12 protein-coding genes and 1 pseudogene are annotated in these 15,809 nt (G+C 69.9%); 9 read left to right on the top strand and 4 right to left on the bottom strand.

All coding sequences use genetic code 11. The features are described from left to right. The first annotated feature begins 93 nt into the window (after positions 1–93). From ispH to ABZ348_RS14845, 7 genes and pseudogenes are all read left to right on the top strand, one after another. Complete coding sequence (gene ispH, locus ABZ348_RS14875) at positions 94–1,413, top strand: 4-hydroxy-3-methylbut-2-enyl diphosphate reductase (RefSeq protein WP_358932948.1); 1,320 nt, start codon at positions 94–96, stop codon at positions 1,411–1,413. Next, on the top strand, positions 1,410–3,272 hold the full coding sequence (locus ABZ348_RS14870; RefSeq protein WP_358932946.1) for a 1-deoxy-D-xylulose-5-phosphate synthase: 1,863 nt from the start codon (positions 1,410–1,412) through the stop codon (positions 3,270–3,272). Before ispH ends, ABZ348_RS14870 begins: the two co-directional genes overlap by 4 nt. Continuing rightward, positions 3,259–4,422: a flavodoxin-dependent (E)-4-hydroxy-3-methylbut-2-enyl-diphosphate synthase gene (gene ispG / locus ABZ348_RS14865; protein WP_358932945.1), complete on the top strand. Its 1,164-nt coding sequence runs from the start codon at positions 3,259–3,261 to the stop codon at positions 4,420–4,422. Before ABZ348_RS14870 ends, ispG begins: the two co-directional genes overlap by 14 nt. Beyond that, on the top strand, positions 4,419–5,507 hold the full coding sequence (locus ABZ348_RS14860; protein ID WP_358932943.1) for a polyprenyl synthetase family protein: 1,089 nt from the start codon (positions 4,419–4,421) through the stop codon (positions 5,505–5,507). The genes ispG and ABZ348_RS14860 overlap by 4 nt, the downstream gene beginning before the upstream one ends. Before the next feature lie 319 nt (positions 5,508–5,826). Beyond that, complete coding sequence (locus tag ABZ348_RS14855; protein WP_358932941.1) at positions 5,827–6,054, top strand: hypothetical protein; 228 nt, start codon at positions 5,827–5,829, stop codon at positions 6,052–6,054. Continuing rightward, positions 5,999–6,133: pseudogene (locus tag ABZ348_RS14850) on the top strand (4-hydroxy-3-methylbut-2-enyl diphosphate reductase); the annotation flags it as partial. The gene ABZ348_RS14855 and the pseudogene ABZ348_RS14850, both read left to right, overlap by 56 nt. Positions 6,134–6,296: 163 nt before the next feature. Then, the gene (locus ABZ348_RS14845; protein WP_358932939.1) at positions 6,297–6,665 is read left to right on the top strand and encodes a tyrosine-type recombinase/integrase; all 369 of its coding nucleotides are present in this window, start codon (positions 6,297–6,299) and stop codon (positions 6,663–6,665) included. A 242-nt stretch (positions 6,666–6,907) separates the two neighbouring features. On the opposite strand, the gene ABZ348_RS14840 is transcribed toward ABZ348_RS14845, so the two are convergent. Both ABZ348_RS14840 and ABZ348_RS14835 read right to left on the bottom strand, forming a co-directional pair. Beyond that, positions 6,908–8,236: a class I SAM-dependent RNA methyltransferase gene (locus tag ABZ348_RS14840; protein ID WP_358932937.1), complete on the bottom strand. Its 1,329-nt coding sequence runs from the start codon at positions 8,234–8,236 to the stop codon at positions 6,908–6,910. Between the two features lie 130 nt (positions 8,237–8,366). Beyond that, positions 8,367–10,430 (bottom strand): APC family permease, encoded by a 2,064-nt coding sequence (locus ABZ348_RS14835; protein WP_358932936.1) that lies wholly within the window; start codon positions 10,428–10,430, stop codon positions 8,367–8,369. 214 nt (positions 10,431–10,644) lie between these two features. Between ABZ348_RS14835 and ABZ348_RS14830 the strand changes: the two genes are divergently transcribed. Beyond that, positions 10,645–11,313 (top strand): TrkA family potassium uptake protein, encoded by a 669-nt coding sequence (locus ABZ348_RS14830; protein WP_358880339.1) that lies wholly within the window; start codon positions 10,645–10,647, stop codon positions 11,311–11,313. After that, a complete protein-coding gene (locus tag ABZ348_RS14825; protein WP_358932934.1) occupies positions 11,313–11,981 on the top strand; it encodes a TrkA family potassium uptake protein in 669 nt (222 codons plus the stop codon). The genes ABZ348_RS14830 and ABZ348_RS14825 overlap by 1 nt, the downstream gene beginning before the upstream one ends. Before the next feature lie 154 nt (positions 11,982–12,135). Here the strand turns inward: ABZ348_RS14825 and ABZ348_RS14820 are convergent, their stop codons facing one another. Next, positions 12,136–13,095 carry an ABC transporter ATP-binding protein gene (locus ABZ348_RS14820; protein WP_358932932.1) on the bottom strand — a complete coding sequence of 320 codons (960 nt, stop codon included), beginning with the start codon at positions 13,093–13,095 and terminating at the stop codon, positions 12,136–12,138. After that, positions 13,092–15,806 (bottom strand): FtsX-like permease family protein, encoded by a 2,715-nt coding sequence (locus ABZ348_RS14815; RefSeq protein ID WP_358932931.1) that lies wholly within the window; start codon positions 15,804–15,806, stop codon positions 13,092–13,094. Before ABZ348_RS14815 ends, ABZ348_RS14820 begins: the two co-directional genes overlap by 4 nt. Positions 15,807–15,809 lie beyond the last annotated feature (3 nt).

Below are 15,809 nucleotides of genomic sequence, written 5' to 3'. Positions count from 1 at the left end.
CCACCGTGGGTTGCGGCCCCTTGGCGCGCGGTCCTCCTCGGCAGTGGAGAACTGCCGGTGCCGATCTCCCGTGCTGAATGCGAGTGAACAGACATGTCGAGGTCTTCTGTGTCCTGGTACCCCGCCGCCGCCCCGGCAACAGCACTGCCTGCCGGTTGGATGCTGGTTGCAGACATCCTGAGACGGCCCGACGGACGAGTCCTGTCCTGTTCTGCCGCGCCGATGGTCGAGGGGGCGCTCAGCGCGGCGGGGCACCAAGTGGTCACGGGTACGGTCCAGCTGCTGGAGCAAGGACCGGGCAGTGATCTCCGGGCCGCCGTCGCACACACCGCCGCAAGCGCTCACCGGGCCGTAGATGCACTGGTCACTGATGGCTCCGGCGGTGTGGCCGTGGTGGTGGCGGATGCCGAGACGGGCCTACGGCCGGTGGCGGAGGCGGCGGTGGACTCATGGGCACAGGTCATGAGGCCCAGGGCAGTACTGCTGGCGTCCCCGCGATCGTTCTGCGCCGGGGTGGAGCGCGCGATCGATGTCGTCGAGGCTCTTCTCGAACAGCGGCATGGATCCGGTGACCGGCGGGTGTTCGTGCGGAAACAGATCGTCCACAACACCCACGTCATCGCCGATCTGACGGAGCGCGGTGCGGTGTTCGTGGAGGAGCTGGACGAGGTTCCCCCAGGGTCTCTGGTGGTGTTCTCCGCCCACGGTGTCTCCCCGCAGGTCCGTGCGGAGGCGGCCCGCAGGAGTCTTCAGGTGGTCGATGCGACGTGCCCGTTGGTGACCAAGGTCCACGCGGAGGCGCGCCGTTTCGCCGAGCGGGGTAACAGCATCGTGCTCATCGGGCACGCAGGCCACGAGGAGGTCGAGGGCACCTACGGTGAGGCCCCCGACGCCACCGTGGTCGTCGACAGTGCGCGGGACATCGTCGACTTGGACCTGCCGGACCCGTCGAAGATCACGTACCTGACACAGACCACGCTCGCCGTTGACGAGACGCGCGAGACGATCGCCGCACTCAAGAAACGTTTCCCCCAAGCGAGCGGCCCAGGCTCCGAGGACATTTGCTACGCCACCACCAACCGCCAACACGCCCTGCAGGCCGTCACCGCACAGGCGGACCTCGTGCTGGTCCTGGGCTCGGAAAACTCCTCCAACTCGGTGCGGCTCGTGGAAATTGCCCGCAAGGCGGGCACCCCGGCCCACCTGATCGAGGACTGCTCCCGCATCCGACCGGACTGGCTGCTCGACGTGGCCACGGTCGGGCTCAGCGCCGGGGCATCCGCTCCGCCCGCACTGGTTCAGGACACCCTCTCGGCACTGGCCGGGCTGGGCCCACTCACCGTGCGGGAACAGATCACCACAACCGAGGACACCTACTTCGCGCCTCCCGCCGCAGTGAGGAAGAACCGATGAGCAACAGCAGCACGTACACAACCCGTTTCCCGCTGCTGGCGAAGGCCGACACCCCGGCGGCCCTGCGGGCCATACCCGGGGAACACCTGGGCGAGCTGGCCGCGGAGATAAGGGCGTTCCTGGTGGAGAAGGTATGCGCGACCGGCGGTCATCTGGGGCCGAATCTGGGAGTGGTGGAACTGACCATCGCCCTGCACCGGGTGTTCGACTCGCCCAGGGACACGATCATCTTCGACATCGGCCATCAGGCATATGTGCACAAGCTGTTGACCGGCCGCTTCCGAGACTTCGACGGACTGCGGCAGCAGGGCGGCCTCTCCGGGTATCCGTCCCGCACCGAATCGGTCCACGATCTGGTGGAGAACTCCCACGCCTCCACGGCCCTCTCCTACGCCGACGGGCTGGCCAAGGCCCGCGAGCTGGCCGGCGAGGCAGACCGGGTGGCGGTGGCGGTCATCGGCGACGGCGCTCTCACCGGTGGTCTGGCGTGGGAGGGGCTGGACAACCTCGGCGCGTCCGAGCGGCCGGTTGTTGTGATCCTCAATGACAACGGCCGTTCCTACGCACACACCACCGGTGCCCTCGCCGCCCACTTGGGCGACCTCCGGCGGGACGGCGGTAAGGGGCGCCGGAATCTCTTCATCGAACTGGGGTTCGCCTACCTGGGGCCCGTCGACGGCCACGACACGGCAGCGGTCGAGGACACACTGCGCCGGGCCAGGACCCTGGGCCGTCCGGTGGTGGTGCACACGGTGACGGTCAAGGGCAAGGGCTACGAACCGGCGGATCGGGACGAGGCGGATTGTCTGCACGCGGTGGGTGTGGTGGACCCGGCCACCGGTCGGTCCACTATGCCCGCCGGGCAGTCGTGGACGAGTGTGTTCGGGGGCGAGCTGGCGACGCTGGCCGCCGAACGCGACGACCTGGTTGCTATCACCGCGTCGATGCTGCGGCCGACCGGGCTGCACCCCATGCAGGAGAAGTTCCCGGACCGGGTCTTCGACGTGGGGATAGCCGAGCAGCACGCGGTGACCTCCGCGGCCGGTCTGGCGATGGGTGGATTCCATCCAGTGGTGGCGATCTACGCGACGTTCCTGAACCGGGCGTTGGACCAGGTCCTGATGGATGTGGCGCTGCACCGGCTGCCCGTGACGTTCGTTCTGGACCGGGCCGGGATCACCGGCCCGGACGGGCCCTCCCACCATGGGGTGTGGGATCTGAGCATGCTGTCCGCGGTGCCGGGCCTGCGCATCGCCGCACCGCGTGACACCGTGCAGTTGGCCGAGCAGCTCCGCGAGGCGGTCGCCATGAACGACGGGCCGACGGTGCTGCGGCTACCGAAGGCCACCGCCGGTCCTCCGATCCCGTCACTGGCCCGCATGGACGGCCTGGACATCCTGCATCGCACCCGCTCCGGCCCACTCGATGTGCTGCTCATCCCGGCGGGCCCGCTGGCCTCAGCGGCGCTGGAGGCAGCCGTCCTCCTGGAGGACCACGGCCTGGGGGTCACCGTCGCCGACCCCCGTTGGATCCTGCCCGTGAACGCAGCCCTGCCCGCACACGCCGCCCGCCACCGCCTTGTGGTGACCATCGAGGACGCGCTCCGCACCGGTGGAATGGGCACTGCCTTGGCGCAGGCGTGCCAGGACCTGGCCGTCCCCACCCCCATGATCACCCTCGGACTTCCCACCGCTTTCATCCCGCAGGGCCCCCGCGCCGCGCTGCTCGCCGAGGCCGGTCTCGACGGACCCGGCATCGTCGCGGCAGTTCTCGCCGCCCACCCCGACCGCCGACCACCGTCCGCATGGTCGGCCACCACCCTCGCGTCGACGTCCAGGGGGCGTGATGACCACCACTGACCTGGGTCTGCCCACGGTCCCGACGACTCCGGTGCGCCGCCGTACCCGCCCCATCCAGGTGGGGAGCGTGGTCGTCGGCGGCGGCGCACCGGTCTCCGTACAGACCATGACCACCACGCTCACCGCCGACGTCGACGCCACTCTCCAGCAGATCGCCGAAGTCACCGCAGCGGGCTGCGACATCGTCCGGGTCGCCGTCCCCTCTCAGGACGACGCCGACGCCCTCCCTCGTATCGTCGCCCGCTCCAAGCTGCCGGTGATCGCCGACATCCACTTCCAGCCCCGCTACGTCTTCGCGGCCATTGACGCCGGCTGCGCCGCCGTACGGGTCAATCCCGGCAACATCCGTAAGTTCGACGACCGGGTGAGCGAGATCGCGAAGGCCGCCTCGGCGGCGGGGGTGCCCATCCGGATCGGGGTCAACGCCGGCTCTCTGGACCCCCGGCTCCTGGCCAAGCACGGCAGAGCCACACCCCAAGCCCTCGTGGAGTCTGCGCTGTGGGAGTGCTCCCTCTTCGAGGAACACGGCTTCACCGACCTGAAGATCGCGGTCAAGCACCACGACCCGCTCACCATGATCGCGGCCAACCGGCTCCTCGCCGGAGCCTGCGACTACCCCCTCCACCTCGGCGTCACTGAAGCCGGACCCGCCTTCCAGGGGTCCATCAAATCCGCCGTCGCCCTCGGTGTCCTCCTCTCCGAGGGCATCGGCGACACCATCCGCGTCTCCCTGTCCGCACCCCCGGCTGAACAGGTCAAAGCGGGCTGCCACATCCTCTCCTCCCTCGGCCTGCGCCCTCGCAAGCTGGAGATCGTCTCCTGCCCCGGCTGCGGACGCCTCCAGGTCGACATCCACACCCTCGCCCTGAAGGTGGAGGCCGCCTTCGACGGCTTTCCCCACCCCCTGCGGATCGCCGTTATGGGATGCGTCGTCAACGGCCCCGGCGAAGCACGCGAAGCCGACCTCGGCGTCTCCTGCGGCAACGGCAAAGGCCAAATCTTCCGGCAGGGTGAGGTCATCCGGACCGTCCCCGAACACAAGATCGTGGAAGCACTTCTCGACGAAGCCCTCCGCCTCACCGCCGCGCCCGACCAGGGACTCGGCGACCACGGCCCGTCTATGACCACGACAGCCGGGAACACCTCATGACCGCCACCACCCCGGCCGATTCTCAGGCCCTCCATGCAGATCTCGTCCGCGCTGAAGTCAACCGTCTGCTCGATGACTTCCTCACCGCGAAGACCCGTGCCGCAGCGGCGCAGAGCATGCCCGTCGAGGCAAGCGCCGCCCTGCGAGGCTTCCTGGCCGCCGGCGGCAAAAGGCTCCGGCCCTTGCTCTGTCTCACCGGCTGGTCCGCCGCCGGAGGACAGGAACGCCCCCGGCCCGTCGTCCAGACCGCAGCGGCGCTGGAGATGTTCCACGCTTTCTGCCTCATCCACGACGACCTCATGGACCGATCCGAAACTCGCCGCGGTAAGCCCACCGTCCACCGAATCCTTGCCGCACAACACACCCACGGCCGCACTGGCTCAGCGGCCGATCACCTGGGCATCAGTGCCGCCGTTCTCGTCGGCGACCTCGCACTGTTCTGGTCCGACGAACTCCTGCACACCGCTGATCTGAGTGAACGGCAACTATCAGATGTCCTACCACTTATCGACGCCATGCGCAGCGAGGTCGTTTACGGCCAGTACCTCGATGTCACCGCCACCGGCACCCCCGGCGTCGACGTCAGCCGGGCACTGGCGATCTGCCGCTACAAGACCGCCAAATACACCATCGAACGCCCCCTGCACATCGGCGCAGCCCTCGCCGGCGCCGAACAGAGCCTGCTCGACTCACTGTCCGCGTTCGCCATCCCCCTGGGCGAAGCCTTCCAGCTCCGCGACGACCTCCTCGGCGTCTTCGGCGACCCCACCCACACCGGCAAACCCGCACTCGACGACCTGCGCGAAGGCAAAGCCACCGTCCTCATCGCCCTCACCCTGCGCCACGCCACCCGCGCCCAGGCCGACCGGCTCCGCCCCCTCCTCGGCCACCGCGACCTCACCCACGACCAGGCCGCCACCGCCCGCAACATCATCACCGCCACCGGCGCCGCCCAACGGGTCGAAACCATGATCACCGAACGGTACGAACAGGCCCTCAGCCAGCTACGCGCCGCACCACTGGAACCGACGTCTACCCGCTTGCTGCGCGACTTCGCGGACACCGCCGTGCGGAGGACCACATGATCACCACCCCCAGACAGCGCAAGCGGGTTCTGCTCGCCCCTCCACGCGGCCGGTAAGCAGGTATCGAGCGTGCGGTAGGCACGGTGGAGCGGGCGCTGGGGAAGTACAACGGCCCCCGTCTGTGTAGGCCACGAGGTCGTCCACAACGTCCGGTCCCTGGAGGACAAACGGCACGGTCTTCGTGGAGAACAAGGACCAGGTACCCCAGGGGGTACAGATCGCTTTCTCCGCGCACGGAGTCGCGCCGACCATCCATGCGGAGACCACCCGACCCAGGGAGCCGTTCCTGCCTTCCATCTCTCCTGCGAAGGGGCAAGACATGACCAAGAAGACCATGCCGGACCTGACGGGCATGGCCCACCGCCTGCCCAAGCCGCCGGAACCCCTCGCGCATCACGAGAACCCAGCTATCGAATCCGTGGTCAAGCGGCACGACACCTCATGGGCCCCGGACGGTTCTGCTGGCTTCCCCACGATCGTGCTGTGCCGGGGTGGAGCGCGCGATCGATGTCGTCGAAGCTCTCTTGGAGCAGCGCCGGTCTGGTGAGCGGACGGTGCTCGTGGAGGAACTGGACGAGGTTCCCACAGGGGCCCTGGTCCTCCGCCCACGTGTCTCCCCGCAGGCGCAGCGCAGGAACCTGAGAGTGGTGGACGCGACGTGTCCGCTGGTGACGAAGGTCCAGCGCGGAGGCACGCCGGTACGCCGAGCGCGGCAGCAGCATCGTCCTGATCGGGCACGTCGGTTACGAGGAGGCCGAGGGCACGTACGGCCAGGACCCCGACGCCACCGTGGACGTCGACCAGGCCCAGAGCATCCTGGACGAACTCCCGCCCGCCTGGCGCACCATGTGCCCGCTCGGCATCTACACACGACGGCAACTGGCGACGCCAGGCCTGGTGGCCCGCAGTTGGAACGCCCACTGCTTCGACACCGACGGAGACCAGCACCTCGTACCGCACCACCCGCCCCGCTCCATGCGCCACACCTGCGCCTCCTGGCTCGTCCAACGAGGCGTCTCCCTCTACGAGGTCCAGCACCTCCTCGGCCACGAAAGCTTCCAGACCACCCAGCGCTACGCCCACCTCCAGCCCGACACTCACAAGACCGTCCTCGGAGCCTGGGAGCGGCTCGAGACCCCGCTCACCCTCGCCGCGTAGAGCGCAGAACGTGACCGGCCCCTTCTTCCCGTCCAGGACGGGAAGAAGGGGCCGTTTTGCTGTCCGCCCATCGCAGAAGGGGCACCCGCAGACGATGCATCCGAGCATCAGTGCCAACGCTCAGTAATGGAAATCCTCTGGTCAGCGCGGTGCCAGACCAAGATCAACGAGCGTCAGATCGGCGTCAAGATATCGCCCGTAACGCCCACACCGCACATAAAGCGCACCCACAAAACCCCAGCTCAGGCGTCCTTCTTCACCGGCTCCAGGATCGCCACGCACTCCACGTGGTGCGTCATCGGGAAGAGGTCGAACGCCCTCAGCGTCCGCGCCCTGTACCCCGCCTCGCTGAAGTACTTCAGGTCCCGCGCCAGTGCCGCCGGGTCGCAGGCCACGTACGCGATGCGGCGGGCGCCCAGGGCTGCCAGGCTGCGGACCGTCTGCTTGCCGGCGCCCGCGCGGGGTGGGTCGAGGACGATCAGGTCGGCTTCGGTGATGCCCGTGCGGGGGAGGACCTGGTCGACCTTGCCCTGTTCGATGCGGACGCGGTCCAGGTCGCGGAGGTTGTGGCGGGCGTCTTCGACCGCGCGCTTCGAGGACTCGATGCCCAGCACCGCGCCGCGTTCGCCGAGGCGTTCCGCGATCGCGCCGGCGAACAGGCCGACGCCGCAGTACAGGTCCAGGGCCGTTTCACCCTTGCGCGGCATCAGGCCCTGCATCACGGCCTTCACCAGGACATCGGCGGCCTGCGGGTGCACCTGCCAGAAGCCGCCGGCGCCCACACGGTAGGTGCGACCGTCGGCGCGCTCGCGGACGAAGGCGCGGCCGTGTACCCGGTGGACTCCGCCGTCGCGCTCGTCGACCCGCATCACCGACACCGGCTTGTCCAGTTCCACCAGGGGAAGACGGCCGCCGGGCGCCGGGGTGAGGATGACCTGGCGGTCGTGGGAGCCGGTCGCTGCGATCGCCTCGACCGATTCCATCTGCGGCCAGCTGCGCTTCTCGATGCCCAGTTCCGTCACTCCGGGGGCCGCGATCGCGCAGTGGTCGATCGGCTCGACATCGTGGGAGCGGTGGCGGCGCAGGCCGGCACGGCCTTCGGCGTCGACCGCGTACTGCACCCGGGTGCGCCAGGCGGGGACCTCTCCGGCGGGGAGCTTGTCACCGGGGGCGGGGGCGACGGTGCCGTCCCAGCCGGCCTCCTCGGGGGTCAGGCCCGCGAGCCGCAGCAGCTGCTCGGCGATCACCTCGCCCTTGAATCGCCGCTGGGCACCCGGCTTGGCGTGTTGCCAGTCGCAGCCGCCGCACTTGCCGGGCCCCGAGAAGGGGCAGGGCGCCTCGACCCGGTCCTTGGCGGCTTCGATGATCCGGACCGCGTCGGCCCGCAGGAAGCGCGAGTCCTCGTCGCCCTCGGTGACCTTGGCGATCACCCGCTCGCCCGGCAGCGTGTGCCGGACGAACAGCACCCGGCCGTCCTCGGTGCGGGCGATGCAGTGGCCGCCGTGGGCCACGGGGCCGATCTCGACCTCGTACTCGTCCCCGACCAGCGAAGAATCGGATGCGTTCTGCATGGTGGGGTGACTCCAGAGTTCGATGTGGTGCGTGGTGCGGGGCGGCCCGGCCGGTAGGAGGCGGGCGGTAGCCCTGCGAAGGGCAGGGGCAGCCCACCAGTCTACGCCGGTGTGCGGTGGCCTTCGGCCGTCACTCGTCTCCTCGGTGGGGCGCGGGTGCGGGTGGCTTCGGGCGCTCGTCCACGAGGCCCCGGCGGACCGCGCCCGGCGCGCTCCAGTCCTGGCGCTTGCGCGCCCGCTTGCGGGCCGCCTCCGACGACACCAGCTGGAACGGCACCGAGGTCACCATCACCCCGGGCGTGAACAGGAGCCGCCCCTTGAGCCGCAGTGCGCTCTGGTTGTGCAGGAGGTGTTCGTACCAGTGGCCGACCACGTACTCCGGGATGACCACGCTGACCACGTCGCGCGGGCTCTCCTTGCGCAGGCCCTTCACGTACTCGATCACCGGGCGGGTGATCTCCCGGTAGGGCGAGTCGAGGATCTTCAACGGTACGTTGATGCCGCGGCGCTCCCACTCCGCGCGCAGGGCCCGGGTCTCCGACGGGTCCACGTTGATGCTGACGGCCTCCAGCTTGTCGACGCGCATCAGCTTGGCGTAGGCGAGGGCCCGCAGGGTGGGCTTGTGCACCTTCGACACGAGGACGATGGCGTGCACCCGCGACGGTCGTACGCTGTCGTCGCTCGGCTCGTCGGACGCCGCGAGCTCCGCCGACACCCGGTCGTAGTGGCGCCGGACCGCGCTCATCACCGCGTAGAAGATCACCATGCCGAGGAGCGCCACCCAGGCGCCGTGGGTGAACTTGGTCGCGAGGACGACGATCAGGACCAGGCCGGTGAAGAAGGCGCCGAAGGTGTTGATGGCCCGGGAGCGGAGCATGTGGCGGCGTTTGGCCTGGTTGCGTTCGGTGCGCAGATGGCGGTTCCAGTGCCGGACCATGCCGATCTGGCTGAGCGTGAAGGACACGAAGACGCCGACGATGTACAGCTGGATCAGTCGGGTGGAGTCCGCGCCGTAGACCACGACGAGCATCGCGGCGGCGCCCGCGAGCATCACGATGCCGTTGGAGAAGGCGAGCCGATCGCCGCGGGTGTGCAGTTGCCGGGGGAGGTAGCGGTCCTGCGCCAGTATCGAGCCGAGCAGCGGGAAGCCGTTGTACGCCGTGTTCGCGGCGAGGAACAGGACGAGCGCGGTCGCCGCGGCCAGCAGGACGAAGAAGAAGGTCCCGTCACCGAACACCGCCGCCGCAACCTGGGAGATCACCGGGTCCTGGACGAAGCCTTCGCCGACCGGCACCCCGTTGCGCAGCAGGTCCACGGCCGGGTTCTCGGCCATCTTCACGTCCGTGGCCATCGCCAGGCCGATGATCCCGCAGAACATGGTGACCGCCAGCGCTCCCATCAGGGCGAGCGTGGTCGCCGCGTTGCGCGACTTCGGCTTCCGGAAGGCGGGGACACCGTTGCTGATCGCCTCCACGCCGGTCAGTGCCGCACAACCGGAGGAGAAGGCGCGCAGCAGCAGGAAGACCAGGGCGAATCCGGCCAACCCCTCTTCCTCGGCCTTGATCTCCAGTTCGGCCGTGGGAGCGCTCATGGTGTCGTTGAGGACCAGACCCTTGTACGCCCCCCACGTGATCATGATGAACACGCCGGTGACGAAGACGTACGTCGGAATCGCGAACAGCTTCCCGGACTCGCGGACGCCGCGCAGGTTCATCACCGTCAGCAGTCCGATGACGATCACGGCGCACAGCACCTTGTTCTCCACCACGAACGGGATCGCGGAGCCGAGGTTCTCCACGCCGGACGAGATGGACACGGCCACCGTGAGGACGTAGTCGACGAGCAGCGCGCTCGCCACCGTCAGTCCCGCCCTCCGCCCGAGGTTCGTCGTGGCCACCTCGTAGTCGCCGCCGCCGCTGGGGTAGGCGTGCACGTTCTGTCGGTAGGAAGCGACCACCGTGAACATCAGCACCACGACCGCGAGGGCGATCCAGGGGCTGAAGTGGTAGGCGGAGAAACCCGCGATGGAGAGGACCAGCAGGACCTCACCGGGTGCATAGGCCACCGAAGACAGCGGGTCGGAGGCGAAGACCGGGAGCGCGATGCGCTTGGGAAGGAGCGTTTCCCCGAGGCGGTCGCTCCGCAGCGCCCTGCCAATCAGAATCCGCTTGGGCAGGTCGGTCAGTTTGGACACGGAGAGGATCGTAAGCGTTCGATATGGGCCAGGCCCACCCACCACCCCAGTCCCCCCATGGAATGCATCCTTCCCCCCGGATACCTGGTGCCCCAGGGCTTACGGTGCGTGTGTAGCTTGAGCCAAGGTCTGAGACCCTTTAAGCCACAGCACTGCTTCAACCGTTAAATACTGAGCAAAGAACGCCACTGAGGTGGCAGCCGGAAGGACGGTCGTGCACATCGTCATCATGGGATGCGGGCGGGTGGGAGCCGCTCTTGCCCAAACCCTGGAGAAGCAGGGGCACACGGTCGCCGTCATCGACCGGGACCCCACGGCCTTCCGCCGCCTCGGCTCCGGATTCGGTGGCCGGCGCGTCACCGGAGTCGGGTTCGACCAGGACACCCTGCGCGAGGCGGGCATCGAGGACGCGGGAGCATTCGCCGCCGTCAGCAGTGGCGACAACTCGAACATCATCGCCGCCCGGGTGGCGCGGGAGATGTTCGGCATCGACCATGTCGCCGCCCGCATCTACGACCCGCGCCGCGCCGAGGTCTACCAGCGTCTCGGCATTCCCACCGTCGCCACGGTCCGCTGGACCGCCGACCAGATGCTGCGCCGGCTGCTGCCGTCCGGCGCCGAGCCCCTGTGGCGTGACCCCAGCGGCGGGGTGCAACTCGCCGAGGTCCACACCGCACCCTCCTGGATCGGCGAGAAGGTGAGCCGGCTCCAGGACGAGACGGGTGTGCGGGTGGCCTTTCTCACCCGGCTGGGGGAGGCGGTCCTGCCGACCTCGCAGACGGTGATCCAGGAAGGCGACCTCGTCCACGTGATGATGCGCACGGACGAGATCGAGAAGGTCGAGGCGGCCTTCGCCGAAGGCCCCGAGGAGGGCGAACACTGATGCGGGTCGCTATCGCGGGCGCGGGTGCGGTGGGACGGTCCATCGCGGGGGAGTTGCTGGAGAACGGGCACGAGGTGCTGCTCGTCGACAAGGCGCCGACGGCGATCTCGGTGGAGCGGGTGCCGCAGGCCGAGTGGCTGCTCGCCGACGCGTGCGAGATCACCTCGCTCGACGAAGCCGCACTCCAGCGGTGCAACGTGGTGATCGCGGCCACCGGTGACGACAAGGTCAATCTGGTCGTCTCACTGCTGGCGAAGACGGAGTACGCCGTTCCACGCGTGGTCGCCCGGGTGAACAACCCCAAGAACGAGTGGCTGTTCAACGAGTCCTGGGGCGTGGACGTCGCCGTGTCGACGCCTCGGCTGATGTCCGCACTGGTGGAGGAGGCCGTGAGCGTAGGCGATCTCGTACGGTTGCTGCGCTTCAGCCATGGTGACGCCAACCTGGTGGAGCTGACCCTGCCGCCCGAGTCTGCGGTGGCTGGGGTCCAGGTCGGCGATGTGGACTGGCCCGAGGACACCTCGCTGGTCACGATCATCCGCGGCTCGCGCGTGCTCACCCCGAGCCCGGAAGAGACCCTGGAAGCGGGCGACGAACTCCTGTTCGTGGCGGCCCAAGCGCGCGAGGAGCAGTTGGAGGACCTGCTTCAGGTCCGTCGCGAGATGTAGACGGCGACGGGGCGCCTTCCGTAGGGAGGGCGTTCGGAGCGTCCACGAGGGGTGAGCGACATACGCCCACAGCGACGAGGACATCCAACGGGCGACCCTCCACGCAGGACAAGCGATCGCGCGGGACTCCGGACCAACCGGAGGCCCGCGCGATTCACTTCTCCCGGGGGCCGTCCGGCCAGATCTGGATGTGGTCCGGCTCCAGCTCCAACAGCACCCGGTCGCGCATCCCCAGCGTCTGCGTGTAGTCCGCCGGGAGTTGGAGCCGGCCGGCCCGGTCCAACATGGCGTACTCCCTGGCCACGACCGACTCCTCGCCGGTCGCCCCGTCCACCTCCGTGTGCCGGAGGATCTCGGTGGAGGTCCGCCCGTCACGGATGGCGACCGTCCGCTTGACCTCGCTGGCGACGGCCTGGTCATGGGTGACGATCACGATCGTCGTCCCCAACTCCTCGTTGGCCGTGCGGAACGCGGCGAAGATCTGCTCCGCCGTCTGGGAGTCCAGCTCGCCCGTGGGCTCGTCTGCCAGCAGCACCGACGGCTCGTTCGCGAGTGCCACGGCGATCGCCACCCGCTGTTGCTGCCCACCCGACATCTGCTGGGGGCGCCGGTCCCGGCAGTCGGCGACGTCGAGCAGCGCCAGCAGTGCCTCGGCGCGCTCGGCCTTCTTCTTCGTACGACCTCGCAACTGCATGGGCAGGGTGACGTTCTGCACCGCCGTCAGATACGGCAGCAGATTGCGGGCCGTCTGCTGCCAGACGAAACCCACCACTTCGCGGCGGTAGCGCAACCGTTCCTTGGCGCTCATCCCGAGCAGATCGCTGCCGGCGACCTTCGCCGCGCCCGCCGTCGGCTCGTCGAGACCCGCGAGGATGTTCATCAGGGTCGACTTGCCGCTTCCCGACGCACCGACCAGGGCCATCAGCTCGCCCTCGCGCACCAGCAGGTCAAGGCCCTGGAGGGCCTGCACTTCGACCCCGTCGGTGGCGAAGACGCGTACCAAGCGGTCGCAGGCGATCAGCGCGTCATGGCCGAACCCGGGGCTTTCGCGCCGGGCGGTCGCCCGGCGCTCCAGTTCCCGGAGCGCGGCGGTAGCGGAAGAGGGATCGGTCATCGTGTGTCTCCCACCCTGAGTTCGGTCGTCGTCGTACGCCGCGTCGCCACCCACGCCTGCACCGTGCAGACACCGGCCGCGATCACCACCACGGCGAACGCGGGCAGCAGCAGGCTCAGCGGGTCGGGGTCCAACCGCACCGCATCCAGCGTGGCGAACCCGCCCCGCGAGGCCAGCGCGAGGCGCCCCAGATCGATACCGGGGGCCAGCAGCTGAATGGCGCCCCAGCCCACCAACGCCCCGCCGGACGCAGCCAGGAGGGTCTGCGGCAGGCTCTCCCAGACCAGCAGGCGTCGGCTCTGTGCGCGGCTGAGCCCCATAGTCCGCAACCGGGCGAGCAGGGCGGTCCGTTCGGGCGCGGCCTGGAGCAGCGACAGCAGCAGGGCGAGTACGGCGTATCCCGCTCCGGTGGCGGCGGCCACGGTGTAGATCCGTTCGGCGCCGCTCTGCACCGGCGACTCGGTGAAGCCCGCCCGCTCCTCGGACCGCAGGGTGACGACCGGGTCGCCGCCCGCCGCCCGTACCGCGGCCCGGAGATCGGACGGAGCGGTGTCCGGGCCCCTCACCAGCAGTGCCGTCGTGGTCCTGTTCGGCACCCGTGAGGCGTCGACCAGGACGAAGTCGCCCACCGGCACGGCGGGCGTCGCCTCCAGCACCCCGGCGGCCCGGACCGTGAACATGCCCCCGGCCGGACCGATCAGGGCGTCGGTGTCCCCGAGGCGTTCGGCGACCGCAGGCGTCACCAGGGCGGGCACCGCGTCCGTTCCTCCGCGCAGCTGGTCCGCACGGAACCCGCCCAACTTCGTGGCCCGTGCCAGCCTGGCGTAGGCATCCGGCTCGACGGCCACCATCGTCACATTGCGCGTCCCGGTGTCCCGGAGGTCCAACTCGGCCTCCAGGACGACCGGGACCACCTCCTGCACGCCGGGGACCTTCCGGATCTGCTGGGCCAGCGAGTCCGGTAGGCCGTCCAGTGCCGCGATCCGGGCGTCGGCGCCGACCGAGACCAGGGCGGCCCGATCGCGTGCCCCGTCCACACCGGCGAGCACCGAACCCCCGAAGGCGGCCGTCGTCAACGCCACCAGCAGGGCCAGCAGCGGGAGGACCGTGGTCGCCGGGGACCGACCGGCGCGGGCCAGGGAGAGGAAGCCGACCGCTCCTCGCCGACGGGCCATGGGCACCGTCAGCAGCCGCAGCGGAAGCGGATAGAGCCGTACGAGGACCAGCGCTGCCACCATCGCCACCAGCACCGGGGCGGCGCTGACCAGTTGGTCCGCCGTGCCGGGCGCGGTGCCCCGGCGGCGCAGCGCGATCACCGCACCCACCGCCAGCGCCAGTACGGTCGCCTCGGCCACCACACGGCGACGCGAGGGCCTGCGGTGGGTCACGTCGTCACGGCCGCCGTGCAGCCGCGCCGTGCGGTGGGCGAAGACGGCCCGGGCGGGCAGTGCGGTGCAGGCGACGAGGGCGACCAGACCCGAGGCCAGGAGCGCCGGCAGCAACTCCCCCTGCGGGAGTGCGACCAGTGCCAGGGCGCAGCCGGCCGCTGCCGCGGGCACCGCCACCACCGTGGTCTCCCGCAGCAGTCTGGCGAAGACTCCGGGCAGCGAACCGCCACGCGCCCGTACGAGGGAGAGTTCCGCCCGCCGCCGGGTGACGGCGAGTCCACCGGCCATCAGCAGGACGACGACGGCGACGCTACCGGCACCGAACGCCGCGACCGCGACCACCGGACCGATGGCGGCCCGGATGCCGTCGAACCCCAGGAGGAGATCGTCCATGGTCGTCGCCGCGTCCAACTCGGACGAGACGGACTCGCGCAGTGCGGTGCGCAGGGGGCCGCCCTCGGCGCTGGCGACGGACGCGCGCAACTTCGGCAGGTCGCCGATGTCGAGCCCCGAGGCGTCGGGTGCGATCCGCCAGTACGGCTCGGGCGCGTTCGGCAGGGCCAGCAGCGCTTCGGCCGAACCCGGGTCGAGCAGGAGTGCGCCGTACCAGTAGGGCACCGGTACGGGCTGTCCGGAGTAGAGGAGGGTCGGGGTGCGCAGCACCGGTTCGGTGGACCAGTAGCCCCGTTGGGGCTCGCGGGGCGTGACGATGCCGGTCACCCGGACCGCGAGCGGACCCGTGTGCACGGTGGAGCCGACCTTGATCCGCAGGGTCTCGGCGGTGGCCGCGGTGACCGCACCCTCCACCGTGCCCGAGCCGTTCGAGGCCCGGGGGAGTCGCCCCTTGAGAAGTGTCGAGTGATCGGCGAGCCCCGCCCGTGCATGGAACGCAAAGACCGGACGGCCGCCGTCCAGTTCCGGCAGCCAGGGGTCGCTGGCCCGCTCCGGCTCCACGCTCCGCACCCCGTGGGCCGACTGGTCGACATCGGCGCGCAGCGGCGCCGGCAGGGAGGCCAGGATCGTGCGGTACGCCTTCGCCATCCGTTCCGGGCCCAGCCGGTGGCGCGCGCCGGCCTCGGGGTCGTCGGGGTTCTCCGGGTCGGTCGCGAACTCCTCGGCCGGTCCCTCGGTGAACTGGATGACGCTGCGGTCCGGTGACGCCGCGCCGATCTCCCGGCGCAACCCCTCACTCTCGTACGCGTCCACCGCACGCGGAAACGCAGCGGCGAGGAACGAGGTGACCAGGACGAGCACCAACAGGGCGACGGCCGCACCCGGTGAGGTGCGCAATCGGGTTCGGACCCAGGGGGCGACGGCCCTCACTCC

The sequence above is a fragment of the Streptomyces sp. NPDC005963 genome (assembly GCF_040638655.1).
GTDB lineage: Bacteria > Actinomycetota > Actinomycetes > Streptomycetales > Streptomycetaceae > Streptomyces.
The sequence above is the reverse complement of the archived record's forward strand: the minus strand, read 5'-3'. Positions and strand labels throughout refer to the sequence as shown.